Raw genomic sequence first — 21,799 nt, 5'->3', positions numbered from 1 at the left:
TCGATCGCCGGCAAGGCCGGCTCCCACAGGATAGCGGCGCACTCGAATCCTGTGGGAGCCGGCCTTGCCGGCGATGGGGTGCGTAGCAGCCCCTCCTCGAACAAAAGCCGATTGAACTCCCACCCCTGCCGCCCTATCCCAATGCTTAGGACCCGCCCAAAAGCCGCAGGACACCGCCATGGCCAAGCCGTTGCAGGAGTACGCGCGCAAGCGCAATTTCGACGCTACCCCGGAGCCCGCAGGCCATCAACGCAGCGGCAAAAAAGCCGCCCACGCCCTGCAGTACTGCATCCAGAAACACGACGCCAGCCACCTGCACTATGACTTTCGCCTGGAGCTGGACGGCACCCTGAAAAGCTGGGCCATCCCCAAGGGCCCGTCGCTTGACCCCAAGGTCCGGCGCCTGGCCGTACACGTCGAAGACCACCCGCTGGACTACGCCAGTTTCGAAGGCACCATCCCCGAAGGTCATTACGGTGCCGGTGATGTGATCGTCTGGGACCGTGGGGTATGGATTCCCGAAGAAGATCCACACAAGGCCTATGCCAAGGGCAAGCTGCGCTTTCGCCTGCAGGGCGAGAAACTCTCGGGCATCTGGAACCTGTTTCGCACTCACCTGGCCGGCAAGAAGGAGCAGTGGCTGCTGATCAAGTCCGACGATGCCCAGGCGCGCCCGCAGGCCGACTACGACATTCTCGAAGCCGAGCCGGACAGCGTGGTCAGCGAACGCACGCTGCCCACGCGCACACCCAAGGCAGACGGCAACAGCGAACTCGGCGGCGCGAAAAAAGCTGCCCTGCCCGCCTCGCTCAAGCCGCAACTGGCCACCCTGGTAGAGACGCCGCCCGAAGGCGGCTGGCGCTACGAAGTCAAATTCGACGGCTACCGCATTCTCGCCCGCATCGAAGGTGACGAGGTGCGCCTGTTCACCCGCAACGGCCATGACTGGACCGACAGGCTGCCCCGGCAAGCCAAGGCCCTGGCCAGGCTCGGCCTGCACTCGGCCTGGCTCGATGGCGAGATGGTGGTGGCCAATGAGCACGGCGTCGCGGATTTCCAGGCCCTGCAGAATGCCTTCGACCAGCAACGCGACGAGCAGATCCTCTATTACCTGTTCGATGTGCCCTACCTCAACGGCATGGACCTGCGCCAGTGCCCGCTGGAGCAACGGCGTGCGGCGTTGGCAAAGGTGCTGGAAAAGGCCGATGAAAAGCGCCTGCGCTTTTCCGCCGACTTTGACCAGAGCGTCGAATCGCTGCTCGACAGCGCCTGCAAAATGCAGATGGAAGGCCTGATCGGCAAACGCCTGGGCAGCAGCTACCTGAACCGGCGCAGCAGCGACTGGATCAAGCTCAAGTGCAAGCAGCGCCAGGAGTTCGTCATCGTCGGCTTTACCGAGCCCAAGGGCTCGCGCGAGGCCTTCGGCGCGCTGCTGCTGGCCCTGCATGATGACCGCGGCGAGCTGCGCTATGCCGGCAAGGTCGGCAGCGGGTTCAACAGCGCGACCCTGGCCCATATTCACCAGCGCCTCAAACCCCTCGAAGTGGCCAGGCCGCAGTTTGCCAAGCCGCCCAGCGGCGCCGAGGCCAGGGGGGTGCACTGGCTCAAGCCAAGGCTGCTGGCCGAGGTCGCCTATGCGCAGATGACCCGCGACGGCGTGGTCCGCCATTCGGTGTTCCATGGCCTGCGCGACGACAAACTGGCCAAGGCCATTGGCCTGGAGCAACCCGTGAAAACCCCGGCAAGCAAAACGTCCAACCTGCACCTGACCCACCCCGACCGCGTCATCGACGCCAGCACCGGCATCAGCAAGCGCCAGGTCGCCGAGTACTACGCCCAGGTCGCCGAGTGGATCCTGCCGCACCTCAAGCGCCGCCCGGTGGCGCTGGTGCGCGCACCCGATGGCCTGGCCGGCGAGCTGTTCTTCCAGAAGAACGCCGCGCAATTGAACATCCCGGGCCTTGAGAGCCACGCCAAGGCCGAAGCCGGCCAGGCGCTGATGATCATCGACCAGGCCCGGACCCTGCTCGGCGCGGTGCAGATGAACACCCTCGAGCTGCACACCTGGAACGCCACCGCCAAGGATTTCGACAAGCCCGACCGCCTGATCCTCGACCTCGACCCGGACCCGGCGCTGCCGTGGAAGGCCATGCTCGAAGCCACCCAGCTGACCCTGGCGCTGCTCGACGAACTGGGCTTGCAAGCGTTCCTCAAGACCAGCGGCGGCAAGGGCATGCACATTGTCGTGCCGCTGACCCGGCGCGCCGGCTGGGACGAGGTCAAAGGCTTCAGCCACGCTATGGTCCAGCACCTGGCCGGGCTGTTCCCCGAGCGCCTGTCGGCGGTGTCCGGGCCGAAGAACCGGGTCGGGCGGATCTTCATCGACTACCTGCGCAACGGTAAAGGCGCAACCACGGTTTGTGCCTATTCGATCCGCGCCCGCGAAGGGCTGCCGGTGTCGGTGCCGATTCGCCGTGAAGAGCTGACCGAGCTTAAAGGCGCGAACCAGTGGAACCTGCTCAACCTCGACGAACGCCTGGCCGCAGGCGATGACCCTTGGGCCGGGTATGGCCAGGTACGCCAGTCGATCAGCAAGGAACTGCGCCGGCGCATGGGGGTTGAGTCATGAACCACCTGGAGCTGTTACAGACCTTCGCCCGTCGCCCGCAGGCGCTGACCCTCGACCGCCAGTTGCAACGCTGCCTGGAACAATGCCGGGAGACCGGTCTCGACCAACTGCCGCTGCCCGGCCATGGCCGCACCCTGCAGCGTTGGCAGGTATTGGCCCAAGTCGCCGGGGCTGATCTGGCCCTGGCCAAGCTGTTCGAGGGCCACACCGACGCCCTGGCGATCATCCATGAGTGCGGCGCCAGCCATCTGGACCCGGCGGGCAGTTGGGGGGTATGGGCAGCCGAGCCGCCGAATGCGCGGGTGCGTATCGTCCGTCGCACCGGCAACGACGTGCACCTGCAAGGCCGCAAGGCCTGGTGCTCCGGCGCCCTGCAGATCGACCGGGCGCTGCTCACCGCCTGGGACGAACAAGACCGTCCGCAACTGGTGGCGGTGGCCTTGAACCAACCGGCGCTGCGCATCTTCAATGACGGCTGGCAGGCGGTCGGCATGGCAATTACCGCCAGCGTCGATGTCGAGTTCAACGACTGCCCGGCGCACCTGGTCGGCAGCAGCGGCCAGTACCTGACGCGACCGGGCTTCTGGCACGGTGGCGCTGGCATCGCCGCCTGCTGGTACGGCGCGGCGCAATCCCTGGGCGAGTTTTTGCGCGAACACTGCCGCAGCCATGAAGACGCCCACGCCCAGGCCCATCTGGGTGCAGTCGACGCTGCGCTTGCCGGTGCCCGGGCGGCCCTGCACGAAACCGCGGCGTGGATCGACGGCCATCCCGGCGGCGATGCCGAGCTGAGCGTCCGGCGCCTGCGCGCGCAGGTCGAAAACGCCGCGCTGTGCGTGCTCGATCACGTCGGCCGGGCCCTGGGCGCGACGCCGTTCTGTCGCGACAGCCAGTTTGCCCGGCTCAGCGCCGACCTGCCGGTGTTCCTGCGCCAGAGCCATGCCGAGCGCGACCTGGCCGAGTTGGGTCGGCAAGTGCGTGCAACCCCCGAGGGAGGCTGGCGGCTATGACCCTGCAACCACCGCAGAACCCGATCCAGGCGCCGGGCACCCCGCTGGCGCACTGGCAAGCGTCGGCGACCCTGCAGTCGGTGCCGGCAATTACCCATGACCAGTTGGTGCCTGGTGGCAGGCGCCTGGTGGTGGTCGCCCCGCACCCGGACGACGAAGTGCTCGGCTGCGGCGGGGTGCTGGCTGGCATGCGCGGCCGTGAACACGAATTGCTGCTGGTCTCGGTCAGCGACGGTGAGGCCAGCCACCCCGATTCGCGCCACTGGACCAGCGAACGCCTGCGCCAGCAACGCCCACGGGAAAGCGCCGATGCCCTGCGCCGCCTCGGGCTGGACCTGAGCCGCCTGAGCTGGCTGCGCCTGGGCCTGGCCGACAGCGCCGTGGCCAACCATGAACGCTGGCTGGCCGAACGCCTGGTGCAGCTACTGCGCGCCAGCGACCGGGTGCTGACCACCTGGCGCCTGGACGGCCACTGCGACCATGAAGCGGTGGGCCGCGCTTGCGCCCGTGCCTGCGACACCGTCGGTGCGCGCCTGATCGAAGTGCCGATCTGGGCCTGGCACTGGGCCCGCCCCAGCGACCCGCGGCTGCCCTGGCAGCGCGCCCACAAGCTGTTTCTCGACCGCGCGGTGCTGGCCCTCAAGCAACAGGCCATCGCCGCCCATACCAGCCAGTTGCAGGCCGACGAACAGACCCCGCCGGTGCTTGACCGCGAGGCCCTGGCCCGCCTGCAGCAACCCTTCGAACTGGTGTTCACATGAGCGTCTCGGCCAGCTACTTCGAACACCTGTTCGCGCACAGCGACGACCCTTGGGCGTTTCGCACCCGCTGGTACGAAAAACGCAAGCGCGAGCTGCTGCTGGCCAGCCTGCCGCGCCAGTACTACGGCCGGGTGTTCGAGCCGGCCTGCGCCAATGGCGAGCTCAGCGCCGCCCTCGCCGAGCGCTGCGAAAGCCTTTTGTGCCAGGACCTCAACGCCACCGCCGTGCAACTGGCCGGCGAACGCCTGCGGCCATGGCCCAACGCCGAGGTTACCCAAGGCTGCCTGCCCGGCGACTGGCCGGCCGGCGAGTTCGAGCTGATCGTGCTCAGCGAGATCGGCTACTACCTGGACCCCGGCCAGTGGCTGGAAGTACTGGAGCGCGCCACCGCCAGCCTGAGCGCCGACGGTGCTCTGCTGCTGTGCCACTGGCTGCACCCGATCGACGGCTGCCCGCAAACCGGCCACCAGGTCCATGAACTGTTGGCCGAGCGCTTGCCGTTGTACCGCAGCCTGCGCCACGAAGAGACCGACTTTGTTCTTGAATACTGGTGCGTCCAGCCTTATGCCATCGACCTTGACGAGCCCTGCCAATGATTGCCGTGATTGTCCCCGCGCATAACGAAGAACAACTGCTCGGCCGCTGCCTGCGCGCCCTTGGCCGTGCCGCCCGGGCGCTAACGGCGCGGGGCGAAGAGGTGCAGACGGTGGTGGTACTGGACGCCTGCAGCGATGCCAGCGAGGCCGTCGCCCGCGCCCATGGCGTGGAGCTGCTCAAGGTCCAGGCGCGCAATGTCGGCCAGGCGCGCCGCGCCGGTGCGGCGTTGATGCTCGAGCGTGGCGCACGCTGGCTGGCCTTCACCGATGCCGACAGCTGCGTCCCGGCCGACTGGCTGTTATGCCAGTTGGCCTTTGCCGCCGATGCGGTGTGCGGCACGGTGCATGTCGAGACCTGGCAAGCCCACCAGGATGCGGCGCTGCGCGAACGCTACCTGGCCCATTACCAGGCCCGCGAAGGCCACCGGCACATACACGGCGCCAACCTCGGCATCTGCGCCCGCGCCTACGAAAAGGTCGGGGGGTTCCAGCCATTGCCGCTGCACGAGGATGTGCAACTGGTCAACGACCTGCAGCAAAGCGGCGCACATATCGTCTGGACCGCGCGCAACAGCGTGTCGACCAGCAGCCGCAAGGACTGCCGGGTGCGCGGCGGCTTCGGAGACTTTCTCAACAACCTGAGTGATCCGGCCCGGGCGTAGCCAGCCAGGCCTTGATGAAGTCGATCCAGGCGCGGACCTTGCGCGGTACGTGGCGGCTGGACGGATACAGGGCATACACGCTTTGCGGCGCAAAACCATAGCCGGGCAGCCCATCGAGCAACTGCCCGCTGGCCAGCTCATCGGCCACCAGCCAGTCCGGCAGCAGCGCCACGCCTGCGCCCTGCACGGCAAAGGCACGCAGGATCGAGGCGTTGTCGGCGATCAGCAATGGCGTGCCCTGAGGGACATACTCCGAACTGCGCGCCTTGCTGTCGACCAGCGCCCAGCGGTTGTTCTGCTCGAAACGGCTGTGCACCAGTTGCGGCAGCTGAGCCAGGCGCGCGGGTGAGTTGATCAACTGCTCGCCGTGGGCAGCCAGCAGGCCGGGCGCCAGCACCAGGCGCACCTGGTAGCTCGCCAGGCATACGCCACGGTAATCGGAGTCGTGTGCCTGGCCCAGGCGGATGGCGACATCGAAGCGCTCGCGCACCAGGTCGACCTGAGCGGTGTGGGTTTCCAGACGCACGCTCAGCTCAGGGTGCAAACGGCAGAACGCTTGCAGTGCCGGGGCGAGCACCTTCAGCCCGTACTCGACCGTGGTGGTAATCCGCAGGCTGCCCTGCAAGCCGGCGTGCTCGGCGCGCGCTTCGTCGATGGCGATGCGGGCATCTTCGACCAACAACAGGCAACGCTGGTAAAAGCGCTCGCCGGCATCGGTCAAGGCGATGCGGCGGGTGGTACGGGTCAGCAGGGTGACGCCCAATTCAGCTTCCAGTTGCTTGATGCTGAAGCTGACCGCAGCGCGGGTTTGCTGCAAGCGCTCGGCGGCGCCGGTGAAGGAGCCTGCCTGCACCACGGCGCAAAACAGTTCGAAACGGTCGAGGCTGACCATGCGTGTGGGTTCGCCATTGTCAAAATAATTCGACCAATCTGCCGGGTTTACGCACCTTATTCAAGCGCCAACAAGCCACTAGACTGCGCCTTTCTCCAGCCCTTCGAAGCACTCATGCCCTATCGCACGAAAGTCACCCTGGTCTACCTGCTGGGTTTCACCCTCGACCTGCTCAACATGTTTGCCCTCAACGCCGCTTATCCGGCCCTGGGCCAGGAACTGCACGCCTCGGTGGCGCAACTGAGCTGGAGCAGCAACCTGTACATGCTCGGCCTGACCCTGGTGATCCCGCTGGGCACCTGGCTGGCCACGCGGCTGGGTGAACGGCAAACGCTAATGCTGTCGCTGGCACTGTTCGGCCTGGGCTCGGCGCTGGCAGGCAGCGCCGGTTCGATCGACAGCCTGCTGGTCTGGCGCCTGCTGCAAGGCCTGGGTGGCGGCCTGCTGATTCCGGTGGGCCAGGCCATGGCTTATCGCCTGTATGCGCCCGAGCAGCGCCACCACCTGACCTCACTGGTGATGATGGTCGCCTTGCTGGTCCCGGCGTTGTCGCCGGCACTGGGCGGGGTGGTAGTCGATCAGGGCTCGTGGCGCTGGATCTTCTTCGCCATGCTGCCGCTGAGCCTGATCACCCTTGCCCTGGTGCTGGCCTGGCTGCCGGCAAACCCGCCGTTGCCTGCGCCGCAGCCAATGCTGGAGTTGCGCCTGCTCGGCCAACCGCTGCTGCGCACGGCGATGCTTATCTACCTGTGCGTGCCAGGCGTGTTCATCGGTGCCAACCTGGTGGCCGCCCTGTACCTGCAGCAGCGCCTTGGGCTCAGCGCCACGGCCACCGGCGCCCTGATGCTGCCCTGGTCAGTGGGCGCCCTGGCGGCGATCGCCTGGGTGCGCTGGCGCTTCAACCTGAGCGGCCCCAAGCGCCTGCTGATTGCCGGGATGCTGATCCAGTGCGCCGCCCTGCTGTGGCTGGCCCTGCCCTCGGTTACCGGGCACCAGGCCTGGCTGGCGCTGATCTTCGCCCTGCTCGGCATGGGCAGCAGCCTGTGCAGCAGCAGCGCGCAAAGCCTGGCGTTCCTGGCCATTGCGCCTGCGCAAATGGGCCAGGCCAGCGCCTTGTGGAACCTCAACCGCCAGCTGAGCTTCTGCCTCGGCGTCGCCGTGCTCGGCGCCGTGCTTAACCGGTTGCTGCCCGATGACCAGGCGTTCCGGCACACCTTCATCCTCGCCGCGCTGCTGACCCTGATTCCGCTACCGCTGGTGCTGAAACTGCCCGGGGCTCGCGGCCTGGGGCTTACTACCACTCCTACTTGAGATGTGCCCATGACCCATCCCGCTTTCAAGGAAGTTCTCGACGCCCACGTAGCCATCGAACAATGGCTGTCCGGCGCAGCCCACGCCACAGAGCTGGACGCATTGATGGCGCGCTTCAGCGCGCAGTTCTCGATGATCAACCTGCCCGGCCAAATCGTCGATTATCAGGGCTTGCAGCAACTGTTCGCCCACGCCCACGGCCAGCGCGCCGGGCTGCAAATCAGCATCGATGAGCTGCAAGTGATTGGCGAAGGGTCAAGCCTTTGCGTGGTCAGTTATCGCGAATGGCAGGTCGATAACGCCGGCAATCGCTCGGTGCGCCGCTCGACCGCGGTGTTCGAGCGCCACGATGGCGCCCTGCGCTGGCGCCATCTGCATGAAACCACCGTGGCCGGCTGATCAGGCCTTCTTGCGCGGCTTGCTGCCGGCAGGCTTTTTCGCCGCTGGCGCGGCTTTCTTCGCCGCCGGTTTGCGCCCGCCCAGGCTGCGTTTGAGCAGCTCGGTAAGGTCGATGATATCGGCGCTTTTCTGCTCGCCTTCGCCTTCCAGCGGCTCGACCGTGGCGATCTTGCCCTGGCTGGCCTTCTCTTCAACCAGGCTCATGATGGTGTCCTTGAAGTCGTTGCGGTAGTCCTCGGGCGTCCAGTGCCCGCTCATGTCCTCGACCAGGCGCCTGGCCATTTGCAGCTCACGCTTGTCGATGCTCGAATCGCGTACGCTGGCGTCCAGTTCCAGGCTGTCGAGGCTGCGCACTTCCTCGGGCCAGCGCAGGGTGATCATCACCATCGCGTCCTCCAGCGGGCGCAGCAGCGCCAGGTGCTGCTGGGTGTGCAGCACCACCTTGGCCAGGGCCACCTTGCCGGTGCTCTCAAGGGTTTCGCGCAGCAAGGCATAGACTTTGCCACCACGCCGGTCGGGGCTCAGGTAATACGGGGTGTCGAACTGCTGCAGGGGGATTTCGTTGCTGTCGACGAACGAGAAGATATCGATGGTCTGGGTCGCCTCGGGGCGGGCCTTGCGGATCTCCTCCTCGCTGATCACCACGTACTGGCCCTTCTGGTATTGCACGCCCTTGACGATGTGCTCGCGGGCGATCTCCTTGCCGGTGACTTTGTTCACCCGCTTGTAGCCCACCGGTTCCATGCTGCGCTCATCGAGCCAGTCGAAATCGACCCGGTCGCTGCTGATCGCAGTACTCAACGACACCGGGATGTGCACCAGGCCGAAGCTGATGGCACCTTTCCAGATGGCTCTGGCCATGACGTTCTCCCAGGGGTATTTGAAGGGCCCTTTGTCAGTCTGACTGCGCCGGTCGGTGAAGGTTTGCTGCAACTGCGCAGATCCGCTGCTGCACAGCATTGAAGCTGAACTCTGGCGCCGGCAGCCTTTCGTAAAACTAACAGCCGTCCGTTTGTTCACACCCACGGAGATACCGCTCATGAGCCCGTTCCTGCGCCCCACCCGCCTCGCCCTGGGGCTTTGCGCCCTGCTCAGCATCGGCGCCCAGGCCGCCAGCAACAATGCCTTTGTCGACGAAGCCATCAGTGCTGGCATGGCGGAAATTCAGACCAGCCAGCTGGCCCTGGAAAAAACCCGCTCGCCCGAGGTAATGGCGTTTGCCCAGCAGATGATCAAGGATCACACTAAAGCCAATCAGCACCTGCTTGAGCTGGCCAGACAACATGACTTCAGCGTCCCGGACGACGCTGCCCTGACCAGCAAGGCGCGCAAGATGATGCTGCAGGTGCAGGACGGCGCGTCGTTCGATGCGGCCTATGCCACCCATCAGGTCGACGCCCATGAACAGGCGGTGCGCCTGTTCGACGAAGAGAGCCGGTCGACCTCCGACCCGGACGACCTGCGCACCTTTGCCAAGACCACGTTGCCGACCCTCAAGCATCACCTGCAAATGGCCAAGCAACTGCAGAACGCGCACCGCAAGAACTGAAGGAGGGCCCTGGAATGAGAAAGGTCAGCCCGGCCAGCCCGACCAGCCTGCAGATCGACTTTGTCCAGGACACGCTGTTCGGCCCGGTGGCCCACAGCGCCGAATGTGAAGTGCAGCTGGCGCCATTGAACATCAATGGCCTGCCCGGCCTGCGCCTGCAGGTACGCGCGCCGGTACCGGCCAAGCTTGAGCGTTCGCACAGCGTGGCGTTTGTCTGGGAGGGCCGCACTTATCGCGGGATCGTCCAGTATCACCGGCGCTGTGATGACGGCGGCTTGCAGTTGCAGCTGGAGCTGCAGTAACCCGGCTCCCACAACAGCGGTGTATACACCGGGCCTTGGGCTGGGTGGTTCAAATAAATGAAACCCCGACGCCGGCCAGACCTCCATAGAACAGGGAGAAGTGTTTCCCACCCTGCTTACCGGAGGTCACCATGAGTACCCATCTGGTTCAACTCTTCACCCACCCCGATGACGCCTGGATGGAAATCCGCCAGGAAGAAGAACTGCACCCGCGCCACTACCTGCCGCACCTGCTGCTGATGGCGCTGATTCCCGCCCTGTGCCTGTTCATTGGTACCACCAGTATTGGCTGGAGCCTGGCCGGCACCGAGCGGGTGCGCCTGAGTGTGGCCAGCGCCGCCGAGCTTGGGGTGCTGTTGTATGCCGCCTGCGTGGTCGGGGTGATGATCATGGGCGGGTTCATTCGCTGGATGTCGCGCACCTTCGATGCCCGCCCCAGCCTCAACCAGTGCATCGGTTTTGCCGCCTACACCGCCACGCCGTACTTTGTCGCCGGTGTCGCCGGGCTCTACCCCGGGCGCTGGCTGGCGTTGATCGTGCTGGGTGCGGCGTCGGCCTATGCGACCTTCCTGCTGTACGTTGGCCTGCCGACCTTCCTGCGCCTGCGCAAGGAAGACGGCCTGCTGTATTCGACCAGTGTCTGGGCGGTGGGGCTGCTGGTGCTGGTGACCATCCTGGTATCGATGATCCTGTTCTGGTTCAACGTCCTCAGCCCTGAATACCTGCGCCCGGCCAGCCTCGGCTGACTGGACGCAGTCGGCGTGGTTCAGGCAAGCGCCTGGGGCTTGAACGGAATCTGGCTACGCCCCAGGCGCTGCTCTTCGCGCACCTGGGCCACCAGGGCGGCAAGTTCGTGGCAGGTAGTCAGGCTATGCACCTTGATGCCGGTGACGGTCAGGCAGTCGCCCAGGCTATCGCCCTGCCCCAGCTGGATGGTCAGGTGCTCGCCATCGGAGCACGACACCACACTGTGTTCAGGCAGCAATGCCTGTTCGATCATATGGCACAACTCAAGCGTGGAAACTCCAATCAGTGACATGCTGCGATCCTCGTGTCGGAGGGCCCGACTACTCAGTTACTACCGCGTCGGCCCTTAATGCCAATTGAAATCGCTGATGCCGCGCCGTTTCCCCCATGCAGGGCAGCAATGATCTTTCGGAAGAGCCACCCGTGGGTCGCCAAGTTCAAAGCATTCGCGGCTGTCGCGGATGAACGGCGGCCCCGGACCGTTCGTCCCGCAGCGGCGAAATATTTCAAACTTTGCCTGCGCCGACCGCCTCCCAACCTGTGTAAGGCAAACGCCTTGCGAACATTCACAAGAGGAAGAGAATCATGGCTAGCAAAGACACTTCGAATCCCGGGAATTTCGCGAACGACCGGCAAAAAGCGTCTGAAGCCGGGAAAAAGGGTGGCCAGGCTTCCGGTGGCAATCAAAAGCCAAGTGACCAGAGCCGCAAGCCCGACATGGGCAAAGACCAGACCCGCAAACCAAGTGGTGGCGGCCGTAGCTAAAGGACGAAAGGCCGGCGCACGCCACGTGCGTCGGTCCCGAGGCACTGCCATGAGCCAACAGGTGATCCACTTTCATTGCCAGATCGACCAGGACACCACCGAGCGTTTTCGCGACCGCTGCCTGCAGGCCGTCGACGATGGCGCCACCTCCTTGCTGCTGTTTTTGTCGACCACCGGTGGCAGCACCAACTTCGGTTTCTCGCTGTACAGCTTTCTCAAGTCCTTGCCGGTGCCGTTGTGCGCAGTCAACGCCGGCAACATCGAATCGATGGGCATCATCATGTACCTGGCCGCTGGCGAGCGTGTCGCCGCGCCGCATTCGCGTTTTCTCATCCACCCCATGACCTGGCACTTCAGCCAGAGCGCGGTGGACCATTCGCGCCTGCGTGAATACCTGTCGAGCCTGAACAACGACCTGGAGCGCTACGTGCGCATTTTCGAGCTGGAGACTGCCCAGGCAGAGCGCAAGCTGGACATCTTCCATTGCCTGTCGACCGAAGAAAAGGTCATCCCCGCCTACGATTCGCTGGCCTGCGGCATCGCCCATCGCCTGGAGCAGGTGGTGTTCGAAAAGGATGCCCGGCACCTGACCATCAGCGGCGCCCACTGACAGGCTGAAATCCGATGGAATTTTTCTACCGGCGCAGCACTCACTAGAGGCATTGAAGGGATTTTCTTGGTCACTGCTCTGTAAGGATCATTCCAGACCCATGAACAACGCAAAACTGTTCGTCATCGACTACCAGCTTCACGGCGATCACAAGTCCTTCATCATCCGCGCCGAGATGATGGACAACGCTGAAGCCTGGCACTGGGCAAGTTGCGACGCCGGTATCGGTCGCATAGGCCGGTACGGTCGCGAAAAAGTCAAAAAAGTCAGCAAGCCACTGGCCGAACGCTACGGCATTACCGATGTGACCTGGCGCCAGTCCAGCTGAGTCAGCTCAACGACGCCCACAGGTGCTGGGCGGCATAGGCGCGCCACGGGCTCCAGGCCGGTGCGCGCTGGGCCAGTTGCGCCTCGGGGCCTTCGAGCAGGCGCAGGGCCTTGACCAGCGCCACGTCGCCCAGCGGCAAGGCATCGGCCGCGCCCATCTGGCGCAAGGCCAGGTAGTGGGCGCTCCACGGGCCGATGCCGCGCAGCCGGCACAGGCGCTGGACCCAGGCCTCCAGGTCGCGCTCAGGGCGCAGCAGTTGCGGGTCGTGCAGCAGTGCCCGGGCCAGGGTCGAGAGTGTCGCGGCCCGCGAGCGCGGCATGCCCAGGCCACTGAGGTCGACGTCAGCAACAGCCTCTGCGCGGGGGAACACATGGGTCAGGCCGGGTACACGCTGAAGCTGCGCGGCCAGCGGCTCGCCGTACCCCGCCACCAGGCGCCCGGCCAGGGTAATCGCCCCGGCGACGCTGATCTGCTGGCCCAGCACTGTACGCATGGCCTGCTCGAACCCATCCCAGCCCCGAGGCACGCGCAGGCCCGGGCGCAGTTCGATCAATTGCGCCATCAACGGGTCGCGGCGCAGCAGTGCTTCGATCTTCAGCGGCTCGGCATCCAGGTCGAATACTCGCCGGACCCTGGCCAGCAACCCCGGCAACGCGCCGGCAGAGCTAGCGATCACAGTGACTTTCAGCCGGTGCCCACGCGCCTTCGCGACCTGGACGATGCCCTGGCCACGAGCGAGATCAAAACTGCGGGTATAGACCCCCGCTACGACCGTCTCTACCCCGCTAATCGCCCGCGCAGCAAGAAACCCCAGCAGCGACGGCCAGTGCAAGGGTGGCTGGTAAGCCAGCCAGAAGCTGATGGCGCTGGCGGGCCGAATGCTGCGGCGATGGCCTGACAGGCTGGAAGTGGAATTCATGCGCCGATCATCACCTGGGAAACGGCAACGACGCCAGGGATTTCGACGACTGTCAGACGACGACGGCCGGGCCACGCCAGCGCCCGGCCGTCGATCATTGAACGGCGTTACTTGCCGTTGGTGAGGGTGTTATAGCTGGTCATCAGGTTGCGGTAGTCGGGGATGTGGTTGGCGAACAAGGTGCCCAGGCCTTCGATATCGTTGCGCCAGTCGCGGTGCAGCTCGCAGGCCAGGCCGAACCAGGTCATCAGCTGGGCGCCGGCTTGCGACATGCGGTTCCAGGCCGAGTCGCGGGTCAGCTCGTTGAAGGTGCCCGAAGCATCGGTAACCACGAACACCTCAAAACCTTCTTCCAGGGCCGACAGCGCCGGGAAGGCCACGCACACTTCGGTCACCACGCCGGCAATGATCAGTTGCTTCTTGCCAGTAGCCTTGACCGCCTTGACGAAGTCTTCGTTGTCCCAGGCGTTGATCTGCCCCGGACGGGCAATGTACGGCGCCTCGGGGAACTGCGCCTTGAGCTCGGGCACCAGCGGGCCGTTGGGGCCGGTTTCGAAGCTGGTGGTGAGGATGGTCGGCAGCTTGAAGTACTTGGCCAGGTCGCCGACGGCCAGCACGTTGTTCTTGAAACGGTCCGGGTCGATGTCTCGCACCAGCGACAGCAGGCCGGTCTGGTGGTCGACCAGCAGGACGGCAGCGTTGTTCTTGTCCAGGCGGACGTAGGGCTTGGTCATAGTCTTACTCCTTGCGTTGAGACGCCGGTGCCAGGCACCGGACATGAGGGATCAGCGTTGCGAATCGAGCAGTTCGTTGTCGCGGGCTACCTGTTGCGCCTTGAGGTAGCTTTCAATCAGCAGCTGGTAATGCGGGAACACCGAGCTGTAGGCCTCGGCCCATTGCTGGGCGTCTTCGCGGTTCCAGCTGCGCTGGACCTCCGAGCACACCGCAGCGGTGTCCATCGGCACCACACCGGCCTGCATTACCCGCGCCAAGGTGATTTCCTCAGCCATCTTCGAGTAGGTACCGCTGGCGTCGATCACGGCAAACACCTGGTAGCCTGCAGCAACTGCGCTGATGCTCGGGAAGGCCATGCACACACTGGTGATGGTGCCGGCGATGATCAGTTGCTGCTTGCCGGTAGCCTTGACTGCCTCGACGAACTCGGGATTGTCCCAGGCGTTGATTTCACCTTTACGGGCGATATAGCGGGCATGCGGCGCGGCTTGGTGAATTTCCGGAATCAGCGGGCCATTGGGGCCTTGTGGCACCGAAGCGGTAGTGATCACCGGGATCTTCGCCAGGCTGGCAATCCTGGCCAGGGTGATGGCGTTGGCCCGCAGCTCGGTCATGGGCATGTCCTTGACCGTCTGGAACAGGCCGCTCTGGTGGTCGATCAGCAGCATCGCGACATTTTCAGGGTCGATCCGCGGCACCTGGCCGTTGAAGTTGGCAACGTTGGCAAAGGTACTCATGGCGTATTCTCCTTCAGGGGTTATGAGACTAGTTGTGGTGGCGCGGACCGGCCTGCCCGCTCATCTGGCCGAAGCGCCCGGCGCGAAAATCGTCAAAGGCCTCGGCGATTTCGGCATCGCTGTTCATCACGAACGGGCCGTAGCCAACGATCGGCTCATCCAGCGGCTCGCCACTGAGCAGCAACACCGACACATCGCTTTGCGCTTCAAGCAGCAGCTCGTCACCGGCGCGGTCAAACAGCACCAGTTGCGCGGCGCCAACCTGGCGCTCGCCGTTGACCAGCAACTGGCCGCGCAACACCACCAGCGCGGTGCTGCGCCCGGCGGCACTGGGCAGGCGCACGGGCGCGCCGGCCTTGAGCTGCAGGTCCCAGACATCCATGGCCGAGAAAGTCTGCGCCGGGCCCTGGTGGCCGCGAAACGCACCGGCAATCACCCGCAAGGTGCCGGCGCCGTTGCCCAGTGGCACCAGCGGGATGTCGTTGCTGAGCAGGGTCTGGTAACCGGCCGGCGCCGATTTGTCCCTGGCTGGCAGGTTGACCCACAGCTGGACCATTTCCAGGGTGCCGCCCTTGGCAGCGAACGCCGGCGAGTGGAACTCTTCATGGAGAATGCCGCCGGCGGCGGTCATCCACTGCACATCGCCCGGGCCGATCAGGCCGCCGGCGCCAGTGGAGTCGCGGTGCTCCAGTTCGCCCTGGTAGACGATGGTCACGGTTTCGAAACCGCGATGGGGATGCTGGCCGACCCCGCGACGCGCCGTGGTCGGGGTGAAGTCGTGGGGGCCGGCATAGTCCAGCAGCAGGAACGGGCTGATGTGCTGGGCCAGGTTGTCGTAGGTAAACAGGCTACGAACCGGGAAGCCATCACCTACCCAGTGGGGGTTCGGGCTGCTGTAGACGCTTTGGATCTTTTTCATCAGATGCCTCCTCTCGTGCATGGCTATAACCATACGAGCGCAACGACATCGGCGGTAGATCGGTTAAACTGCCTTCAGCGTTCCATATGGAGAACACTGGTGGAAGACCTCAACGACCTTTACTACTTTGCCCAAGTTGTCGATCACGGCGGCTTTGCCCCGGCCGGTCGCGCCCTGGACATGCCCAAGTCCAAGCTCAGCCGGCGTATTGCCGGGCTGGAAGAACGCCTGGGGGTGCGCCTGATCCAGCGCTCGACCCGGCACTTTTCAGTGACCGAGATCGGCCAGGCTTACTACCGCCACTGTGTGGCCATGCTGGTGGAGGCCGAAGGCGCCGCCGAATTGATCGAGCGCAACCGCGCCGAGCCCCAGGGCATCGTGCGCCTGAGTTGCCCGACGGCGTTGCTGGATTTCTGGGTGGGGGCCATGCTTACCCGCTTCATGGTCCAGTGCCCGCTGGTGCAGCTGCATATCGAAAGCACCAACCGCCAGGTCGACCTGATCCAGGAAGGCATCGACATTGCCTTGCGCGTGCGCGTACCGCCTTTGGAAAGCAGCGATCTGGTGATGAAGGTACTGGCGCGCAGCACCCAGTACCTGGTGGCGGCGCCCGCCTTGCTCGAACGCCTGCCCCCGCGCCCGGTGCCCGCCGACCTGAGCGCCCTGCCGAGCCTGCACTGGGGCTACCCGCAACGCGATTACCACTGGCACCTGCTCGGTCCCGACGGCGTCCGCGCCAGCCTGCGGCACAGCCCGCGACTGGTCACCGATGACCTGGTGGTACTGCGCCAGGCGGCGGTGGCGGGTGTCGGCGTGGTGCACTTGCCGCTGGTGGTGATCCGCGAAGAACTCGACGCCGGCCGCCTGCTGCAAGCCACGCCGAACTGGGCACCGGAGTGCGGCGTGGTGCACGCGGTGTTCGCCTCGCGGCGCGGCTTGCTGCCGTCGGTGCGCAGCCTGCTGGACTTTCTGGCGGCGGAGTTCGAGGCCAGTGATATTGCCTGAACCTGCGGCTTGATTACTGTTCCAGCAAAAACGCCACGACCCGCTCGCTGCACGCCGCCGGATCTTCCTGCATGAAGCAGTGCCCACCCGCCACCTGGCTGGCGCTGACCTGAGGATTGCCCAGGGCCCAGCGCTGCACCGACTGCGGCACGAAGGGATAGGTGGTTTGGCCATACAGCACCAGGCTCGGGGTGCTCACCTGGGCCAGCGACGCCCACATGCGCCGGGGGAAGGAGCTGAATATTTCCACTTCACGGCTAGGGCGGCACTTGAGCACCACGCCTTCGCCGCAATCGCCAATGGCGTGTTCGATATAGGACTGCAACGCCGGCTCGCTCCAGCCCTTGAAGATCCCCCGCCCTTCCAGCGATGCCCGCGCCGCCGTGCGGTCAGGCCAGTGGCTGCGACGGGTGGCAGCCTTGCGCGCCAGAGCATGGCGACGGTGCAGGCCGACCAGCGCCGCCGCGCCCATGATGCCCATCATCGCCCGGGTGAACAGCACCGGGTCAAGCAGCACCGCACGCTGGAACAGCTGCGGCTGTTGCGCCAGCATCAGGCCGGTGAGCACCCCGCCAAAACTGTGGCCGACGGCAAAGCGTGGTACATCGCCGTACTCGCCACGGCCGGCCTCGAAGGCTTCGATGGCAAGCTCGGCAGTGCGGTTCCAGCCGGCGAACGGGCCGCCATGGTCGCTGTCGCCATGGCCCTGGACATCGCACAGCCACAGGTCGAACTGCTCGGCCAGGCGCGCCAGCAACGGCTGGTAGACCAGGCAGCAAAAGCCGTTGCCGTGCAAAAAATGCAGCAGCGGCTTGCCACTGGCTGGGGAGCGCCAGCCGCGCAGGGTGAAGCCAGCACTTGTGTCATGGGACCAGGGAATCAACTGCATGTGCCAGCGCACTCACGTCAGGAAAAACCCGATTCTACAAACAGCAGGGGGTACAGGGATATCACCAGCAGCGCCGCCATCAGCAGATTGAACAACATCAGCCAGCGCGGGTTCTGCAACACCGTGCGCAAGGCGCTGCCGAACATCACCCAGACGCAGACACTGGGCAGGTTGACCAGGGCGAACACCGCGGCAATGACGATGACGTTGGTGACGTAGCCCTGGGCCGGGGTGTAGGTGGTGATCGCGCCCACGGCCATCACCCAGGCTTTCGGGTTGACCCACTGAAAGGCTGCCGCGCCCCAGAAGCCCAGGGGCTTGCGGCTCGACGAGTCGCTGACCGACAGCGGCCCGGAGGTAGCAATCTTGTAGGCCAGGTACAACAGGTAGGCGGCGCCCACGTAGCGCAGCACGGTGTAAATCGGCGGGTAGGCTTTGAACACCTCGCCCAGGCCAAAACCCACCGCCAATACCATGACCATGAAGCCGACACTGATGCCCAGCGCGTGAGGAATCGAACGGCGCACGCCGAAGTTCACCCCGGAGGCCAATAACATGGTGTTGTTGGGCCCCGGGGTGATCGATGAGACGAACGCGAACAACACAAAGGCAGTGATCAGGTCCAGTGAGCCGAGCATGGCAGGCATCCAGTATTTTTATTGGGCTGCCCTGACACTAACGGAGTCCTGATCCGCCTCGACCATACAGTTAGTGAAAATAATGCCGCTACACTTGACTGTCGTGCTCGGCCAGCGCTTCGACGACGAACTCCAGGCGGTCCTGGCCGAAGAACATCTGCTCGCCGACAAAGCAGCTTGGCGCACCGAACACGCCACGGCGCACCGCTTCTTCGGTAGCGTCCTTGAGTGCGGCCTTGACCTCGGGCTCGGCGCTCCAGGCCTGGTATTGCTCGGGGTCGAAGCCGGCCTCCTGCAGCACTGCCGCCAGCACCTGCGGGTCGGCAAGATTGCGCTGGCGCACCCACAGGGCCGTGAACACCGCGTTCAGGTAGGCCTCGAAACGCTCTGGCTGGTAGCGCTGCACGGCCACCGTGCCGCGCATCAGGCCCAGGGTGTTGATCGGGAAGCCCGGCGGCAAGGCCAGGGTCACGCCGTAGCGTTTGGCGTAGCGCTGAAAATCAACGAACACATGCCGGGCCTTGGCCGGCACCATCGCCGGCGAGGCGTTGCCGGTGGCCTGGAATACCCCGCCCAGCAACATCGGCCGGTACACCAGTTGCGCATCGTGCTCGGCGCAGAGTTTCGGCAACTGGGTCCAAGCCAGGTAGCTGGCCGGGCTGCCCAGGTCAAAGAAGAATTCTACGGTTTTGCTCATCTGCAGCAGGTCCTTTTTTTGTTGTTGCGCAGGCTGTTGTCAAAGGCTTACCAGCGCTCCATCCACGGCCGCAGGTCAAGCTCGAAGGTCCAGGCGTCGCGCGGCTGGCTGTGCAGAAACCAGTAGCTGTCGGCGATATGTTGCGGGTCGAGAATGCCGTCCTGGTCCTTGAGCGCATAGCGCTCGGGGAAGCTGTCGCGGATGAACGCGGTATCGATGGCACCGTCCACCACCACATGGGCGACATGAATATTGCGCGGCCCAAGTTCGCGGGCCATGCTCTGGGCCAGGGCGCGAATGCCGTGCTTGGCGCCGGCAAACGCGGCAAATCCGGCTGCGCCGCGCAAGCCTGCAGTGGCACCGGTAAACAGGATAGTCCCACGCTCGCGGGTCACCATGCGCCGCGCCACCGCCTGGCCGCTGAGAAAGCCTGCGAAACAGGCCATTTCCCAGATCTTGAAGTACTTGCGCGCGGTCTCTTCGAGAATGCTGCAGGGCACGTTGGCGCCGATGTTGAAGACAAAGGCTTCGATCGGACCGACGCTGCTTTCGATCTCTTCGACCAGCGCCGCCACCTCCTCTTCCTTGCGCGCATCCGAGGCAAAACCGTAGGCCTCGCCACCGGCGGCGCGGATCTCGTCCACCAGCGGCTGCAGCTTGTCGGCGCTGCGCCGGGTCACGCAGGCGACATAACCCTCGCGGGCAAAACGCCGGGCAATCGCGCCGCCGGTTGCATCACCGGCCCCTACCACCAGTACCACCTTCTTGCCTTGGGTCATGTCTCGCCTCCATTGGTAAACGATCATTTAGTAAACGAACGCTATGCTATGATTCAGGCTTCGTCAAGCCAGCCCTGTGGAGCCTACCGGCGTGCGTTATTCCACCACTCACAAAGAACAAACCCGGCAGAAACTGCTGCAAAGCAGCGGCGCCCTGGCCAAGCGCGGCGGCTTTGCCGCCACTGGCGTGGCCGGGCTGATGAAGGCCATCGGCCTGACCGGCGGCGCCTTCTACAACCACTTCCCGTCCAAGGACGAGCTGTTCACCGAGGTGGTGCGCCGCGAGCTGTCGCACAGCCCCATCGCCCAGCAGCCGATGAACCGCGCGCGGCTCGAACGCTGCCTGGAGCAGTACCTGAGCATGGCCCACCTGCACAATGTCGAAGGCGGCTGCGCGATCCCGACCCTGGGCGCGGAAATCGCCCGCGCCGAGCAGCCGGTGCGCGCGGAAGCCGAACACTGGCTGTGCCAGCTCCAGCAAGCCTGGGCGCAAACCCTCGAAGACCCGGCCCTGGCCTGGGCGCTGATCAGCCAGTGCGTGGGCGCGCTGGTGCTTGCGCGCATGCTCGCCAGCGAGCCGATACAGGAGGAAGTGCTCAAGGCCTCTCGCGATTTCATTGCCGGGGCCCTGCATGAAGCGCCTTGAGTCGTTGCTGCTCAGCCTTGCCCTGAGCGCCCCGCTCACCGCCCTCGCCGCCTGCCCGGCCGGCCAGTACGAAATCTGCCTGGGCAGTTGCATCTGTTCGCCCATCGACCCCGGCCAGGCCGGCACCGTGCTCGACGACCTCGGCCGGGTGGCCAGCAGCTCCCTGGCCCTGGCCTTGCAGCAGGCGCGCAACACCGCTGCGGCCGGCACGCTGCTGCCGATCCCCCTGCACATCCGCGCCCAGCTCGAATCCTACTATGACTTCCAGGTGCTCGACGCGGCGCGCTACAAGGTCGGCGACCAACAAGCCCTGGACAGCGCCAACGCCCTGCTGCAGAACCCCGACGTCAACGCCGTGACCCTGATCGACATCATCGTTTTTCGCAACCAGGCCGACGCCGAAAACAACGTCGCGCTCTGGGCCCACGAACTGCACCACGTGCAGCAGTACCAGCAATGGGGTGTGGAGGAATTCGCCCGGCGCTACTCGCGCGACTTCGACGCCGTCGAAGCGCCGGCCTACGAGATCCAGGCAAAGGTCAGCAAGGCCCTGCGCGAGCGGGCCTCGGGCCAGGCGCGCTGATCAGGCCAGGGCGGCGTGCAAAGCGCACAACGCCGGTTTGATCATCGCCTGCAGGCGCGCCGTGGCAATGCCGTCGCGGGCCTGGATGGCAATACCGTGCAGCAAGGTGGCAAACAGGTCGCCCAGCGCCTGCGGGTCGGCCTCGGCCTTGAGCTCGCCACGGCCATGGGCCTGCTGCAGCAGGTCGATGATCGACTGGGTACGCTGGCGGCGCAGCTCGCTCATCCAGTCCAGTACGCCGCTGATATCCGGGCCGCCGCTGGCGGTCGATGACACCGCCAGGCAACCGCGCGGGCCGTCCGCTGCGGTGTAGGTGGCAATGGCCTCAAGGAGGATCTGCTCCACGGCCTGGCCCACCGCCAGCTCACGGTTGATGACCCGCTCGGCAAAGCCGCCCTGCTCGGCCAGGTACAGCGCCACCACCTCGCGAAACAGCTGCTCCTTGCTGCCGAAGGCGGCGTAGATGCGCGCCGAGGCAATGCCCAGGGCACTGACCAGCAAGGCCATTGACGTGCCTTCGTAACCGTATTGCCAGAAGGTCGCCAGGGCCTTGTGCAGGGCCTGGTCGCGATCGAATTCCCGGGGACGTCCGGCCATGGGTTGTGTGTCCATCAAATCAGATGGGGCGGATTCTACCCTGCAAGACAGTTGACGCAAGCGCGTTGTCGCCCTATTGTTTGTCGATCGACAA

28 protein-coding genes are annotated in these 21,799 nt (G+C 65.1%); 16 read left to right on the top strand and 12 right to left on the bottom strand.

Annotated features, from left to right (window positions below; translation table 11 throughout):
- Positions 1 to 178 precede the first annotated feature (178 nt).
- From ligD to ACIOVF_RS13950, 5 genes are read left to right on the top strand one after another with little or no spacing between them, the layout of a single operon-like run.
- Positions 179 to 2,629 carry a DNA ligase D gene (gene ligD / locus ACIOVF_RS13970; protein WP_401290113.1) on the top strand — a complete coding sequence of 817 codons (2,451 nt, stop codon included), beginning with the start codon at positions 179 to 181 and terminating at the stop codon, positions 2,627 to 2,629.
- On the top strand, positions 2,626 to 3,639 hold the full coding sequence (locus ACIOVF_RS13965; protein WP_401290110.1) for an acyl-CoA dehydrogenase: 1,014 nt from the start codon (positions 2,626 to 2,628) through the stop codon (positions 3,637 to 3,639). Before ligD ends, ACIOVF_RS13965 begins: the two co-directional genes overlap by 4 nt.
- Positions 3,636 to 4,400, top strand: a complete 765-nt coding sequence (locus tag ACIOVF_RS13960; protein ID WP_401290107.1) for a PIG-L deacetylase family protein — start codon at positions 3,636 to 3,638, stop codon at positions 4,398 to 4,400. Before ACIOVF_RS13965 ends, ACIOVF_RS13960 begins: the two co-directional genes overlap by 4 nt.
- Positions 4,397 to 4,996, top strand: a complete 600-nt coding sequence (locus ACIOVF_RS13955; RefSeq protein WP_401290104.1) for a class I SAM-dependent methyltransferase — start codon at positions 4,397 to 4,399, stop codon at positions 4,994 to 4,996. Before ACIOVF_RS13960 ends, ACIOVF_RS13955 begins: the two co-directional genes overlap by 4 nt.
- Complete coding sequence (locus ACIOVF_RS13950) at positions 4,993 to 5,658, top strand: glycosyltransferase (protein ID WP_401290101.1); 666 nt, start codon at positions 4,993 to 4,995, stop codon at positions 5,656 to 5,658. The genes ACIOVF_RS13955 and ACIOVF_RS13950 overlap by 4 nt, the downstream gene beginning before the upstream one ends.
- Here the strand turns inward: ACIOVF_RS13950 and ACIOVF_RS13945 are convergent.
- On the bottom strand, positions 5,627 to 6,550 hold the full coding sequence (locus tag ACIOVF_RS13945) for a LysR family transcriptional regulator (RefSeq protein WP_045196807.1): 924 nt from the start codon (positions 6,548 to 6,550) through the stop codon (positions 5,627 to 5,629). The genes ACIOVF_RS13950 and ACIOVF_RS13945 overlap by 32 nt on opposite strands.
- A gap of 114 nt (positions 6,551 to 6,664) precedes the next feature.
- On the opposite strand from ACIOVF_RS13945, the gene ACIOVF_RS13940 reads away from it, so the two are divergent.
- Entirely contained in the window at positions 6,665 to 7,861 is a 1,197-nt protein-coding gene (locus ACIOVF_RS13940) for an MFS transporter (RefSeq protein ID WP_401290098.1), read from the top strand.
- Between the two features lie 9 nt (positions 7,862 to 7,870).
- Positions 7,871 to 8,260, top strand: coding sequence for a nuclear transport factor 2 family protein (locus ACIOVF_RS13935; RefSeq protein WP_401290096.1), 390 nt, complete (start codon positions 7,871 to 7,873; stop codon positions 8,258 to 8,260).
- On the opposite strand, the gene ACIOVF_RS13930 is transcribed toward ACIOVF_RS13935, so the two are convergent.
- Positions 8,261 to 9,121, bottom strand: a complete 861-nt coding sequence (locus tag ACIOVF_RS13930; RefSeq protein ID WP_401290093.1) for a Ku protein — start codon at positions 9,119 to 9,121, stop codon at positions 8,261 to 8,263. It abuts the gene before it with no gap.
- A 178-nt stretch (positions 9,122 to 9,299) separates the two neighbouring features.
- On the opposite strand from ACIOVF_RS13930, the gene ACIOVF_RS13925 reads away from it, so the two are divergent.
- The 3 genes from ACIOVF_RS13925 to ACIOVF_RS13915 all read left to right on the top strand — a co-directional run bounded on the left by ACIOVF_RS13925 (position 9,300) and on the right by ACIOVF_RS13915 (position 10,857).
- Positions 9,300 to 9,809 carry a DUF4142 domain-containing protein gene (locus ACIOVF_RS13925; protein WP_401290090.1) on the top strand — a complete coding sequence of 170 codons (510 nt, stop codon included), beginning with the start codon at positions 9,300 to 9,302 and terminating at the stop codon, positions 9,807 to 9,809.
- A gap of 14 nt (positions 9,810 to 9,823) precedes the next feature.
- On the top strand, positions 9,824 to 10,111 hold the full coding sequence (locus ACIOVF_RS13920) for a hypothetical protein (RefSeq protein ID WP_045196801.1): 288 nt from the start codon (positions 9,824 to 9,826) through the stop codon (positions 10,109 to 10,111).
- A 131-nt stretch (positions 10,112 to 10,242) separates the two neighbouring features.
- Positions 10,243 to 10,857 (top strand): Yip1 family protein, encoded by a 615-nt coding sequence (locus tag ACIOVF_RS13915; protein WP_045196799.1) that lies wholly within the window; start codon positions 10,243 to 10,245, stop codon positions 10,855 to 10,857.
- A gap of 20 nt (positions 10,858 to 10,877) precedes the next feature.
- Here ACIOVF_RS13915 and ACIOVF_RS13910 read toward each other — a convergent pair whose 3' ends face one another.
- On the bottom strand, positions 10,878 to 11,150 hold the full coding sequence (locus ACIOVF_RS13910; RefSeq protein ID WP_258610448.1) for a DUF1652 domain-containing protein: 273 nt from the start codon (positions 11,148 to 11,150) through the stop codon (positions 10,878 to 10,880).
- 293 nt (positions 11,151 to 11,443) lie between these two features.
- On the opposite strand from ACIOVF_RS13910, the gene ACIOVF_RS13905 reads away from it, so the two are divergent.
- From ACIOVF_RS13905 to ACIOVF_RS13895, 3 genes are all read left to right on the top strand, one after another.
- Positions 11,444 to 11,623, top strand: a complete 180-nt coding sequence (locus ACIOVF_RS13905; protein ID WP_082075430.1) for a general stress protein — start codon at positions 11,444 to 11,446, stop codon at positions 11,621 to 11,623.
- Between the two features lie 49 nt (positions 11,624 to 11,672).
- Entirely contained in the window at positions 11,673 to 12,233 is a 561-nt protein-coding gene (locus ACIOVF_RS13900) for an ATP-dependent Clp protease proteolytic subunit (RefSeq protein WP_045196795.1), read from the top strand.
- Between the two features lie 100 nt (positions 12,234 to 12,333).
- Positions 12,334 to 12,561 (top strand): DUF6555 family protein, encoded by a 228-nt coding sequence (locus tag ACIOVF_RS13895; RefSeq protein ID WP_045196793.1) that lies wholly within the window; start codon positions 12,334 to 12,336, stop codon positions 12,559 to 12,561.
- Position 12,562: 1 nt separating this feature from the next.
- Here ACIOVF_RS13895 and ACIOVF_RS13890 read toward each other — a convergent pair whose 3' ends face one another.
- The 4 genes from ACIOVF_RS13890 to ACIOVF_RS13875 all read right to left on the bottom strand — a co-directional run bounded on the left by ACIOVF_RS13890 (position 12,563) and on the right by ACIOVF_RS13875 (position 15,871).
- Positions 12,563 to 13,480: a DNA-3-methyladenine glycosylase family protein gene (locus ACIOVF_RS13890; protein ID WP_401290085.1), complete on the bottom strand. Its 918-nt coding sequence runs from the start codon at positions 13,478 to 13,480 to the stop codon at positions 12,563 to 12,565.
- A gap of 107 nt (positions 13,481 to 13,587) precedes the next feature.
- Positions 13,588 to 14,214 carry an isochorismate family cysteine hydrolase YcaC gene (gene ycaC / locus ACIOVF_RS13885; RefSeq protein ID WP_093383839.1) on the bottom strand — a complete coding sequence of 209 codons (627 nt, stop codon included), beginning with the start codon at positions 14,212 to 14,214 and terminating at the stop codon, positions 13,588 to 13,590.
- Positions 14,215 to 14,265: 51 nt separating this feature from the next.
- Positions 14,266 to 14,952, bottom strand: coding sequence for a hydrolase (locus ACIOVF_RS13880; protein WP_045196787.1), 687 nt, complete (start codon positions 14,950 to 14,952; stop codon positions 14,266 to 14,268).
- Between the two features lie 28 nt (positions 14,953 to 14,980).
- On the bottom strand, positions 14,981 to 15,871 hold the full coding sequence (locus ACIOVF_RS13875; protein ID WP_401290081.1) for a pirin family protein: 891 nt from the start codon (positions 15,869 to 15,871) through the stop codon (positions 14,981 to 14,983).
- A 96-nt stretch (positions 15,872 to 15,967) separates the two neighbouring features.
- On the opposite strand from ACIOVF_RS13875, the gene ACIOVF_RS13870 reads away from it, so the two are divergent.
- Positions 15,968 to 16,876 carry a LysR family transcriptional regulator gene (locus ACIOVF_RS13870; RefSeq protein WP_045196855.1) on the top strand — a complete coding sequence of 303 codons (909 nt, stop codon included), beginning with the start codon at positions 15,968 to 15,970 and terminating at the stop codon, positions 16,874 to 16,876.
- Between the two features lie 13 nt (positions 16,877 to 16,889).
- On the opposite strand, the gene ACIOVF_RS13865 is transcribed toward ACIOVF_RS13870, so the two are convergent.
- From ACIOVF_RS13865 to ACIOVF_RS13850, 4 genes are all read right to left on the bottom strand, one after another.
- A complete protein-coding gene (locus ACIOVF_RS13865; protein ID WP_401290078.1) occupies positions 16,890 to 17,765 on the bottom strand; it encodes an alpha/beta fold hydrolase in 876 nt (291 codons plus the stop codon).
- 17 nt (positions 17,766 to 17,782) lie between these two features.
- On the bottom strand, positions 17,783 to 18,412 hold the full coding sequence (locus ACIOVF_RS13860) for a LysE family translocator (protein ID WP_176794269.1): 630 nt from the start codon (positions 18,410 to 18,412) through the stop codon (positions 17,783 to 17,785).
- A 79-nt stretch (positions 18,413 to 18,491) separates the two neighbouring features.
- A complete protein-coding gene (locus ACIOVF_RS13855; RefSeq protein WP_045196779.1) occupies positions 18,492 to 19,100 on the bottom strand; it encodes a 2-hydroxychromene-2-carboxylate isomerase in 609 nt (202 codons plus the stop codon).
- Positions 19,101 to 19,147: 47 nt separating this feature from the next.
- Positions 19,148 to 19,879 carry an SDR family oxidoreductase gene (locus ACIOVF_RS13850; RefSeq protein ID WP_045196777.1) on the bottom strand — a complete coding sequence of 244 codons (732 nt, stop codon included), beginning with the start codon at positions 19,877 to 19,879 and terminating at the stop codon, positions 19,148 to 19,150.
- 91 nt (positions 19,880 to 19,970) lie between these two features.
- Here ACIOVF_RS13850 and ACIOVF_RS13845 point away from each other — a divergent pair, with 91 nt between their 5' ends.
- A complete protein-coding gene (locus ACIOVF_RS13845) occupies positions 19,971 to 20,525 on the top strand; it encodes a TetR/AcrR family transcriptional regulator (protein WP_045196775.1) in 555 nt (184 codons plus the stop codon).
- A complete protein-coding gene (locus ACIOVF_RS13840) occupies positions 20,512 to 21,108 on the top strand; it encodes a DUF4157 domain-containing protein (RefSeq protein ID WP_045196773.1) in 597 nt (198 codons plus the stop codon). The genes ACIOVF_RS13845 and ACIOVF_RS13840 overlap by 14 nt, the downstream gene beginning before the upstream one ends.
- On the opposite strand, the gene ACIOVF_RS13835 is transcribed toward ACIOVF_RS13840, so the two are convergent.
- Positions 21,109 to 21,705: a TetR/AcrR family transcriptional regulator gene (locus ACIOVF_RS13835; RefSeq protein WP_045196771.1), complete on the bottom strand. Its 597-nt coding sequence runs from the start codon at positions 21,703 to 21,705 to the stop codon at positions 21,109 to 21,111.
- Positions 21,706 to 21,799 lie beyond the last annotated feature (94 nt).

Source organism: Pseudomonas sp. NPDC087612, assembly GCF_044743505.1.
Lineage (GTDB): Bacteria > Pseudomonadota > Gammaproteobacteria > Pseudomonadales > Pseudomonadaceae > Aquipseudomonas.
The sequence above is the reverse complement of the archived record's forward strand: the minus strand, read 5'-3'. Positions and strand labels throughout refer to the sequence as shown.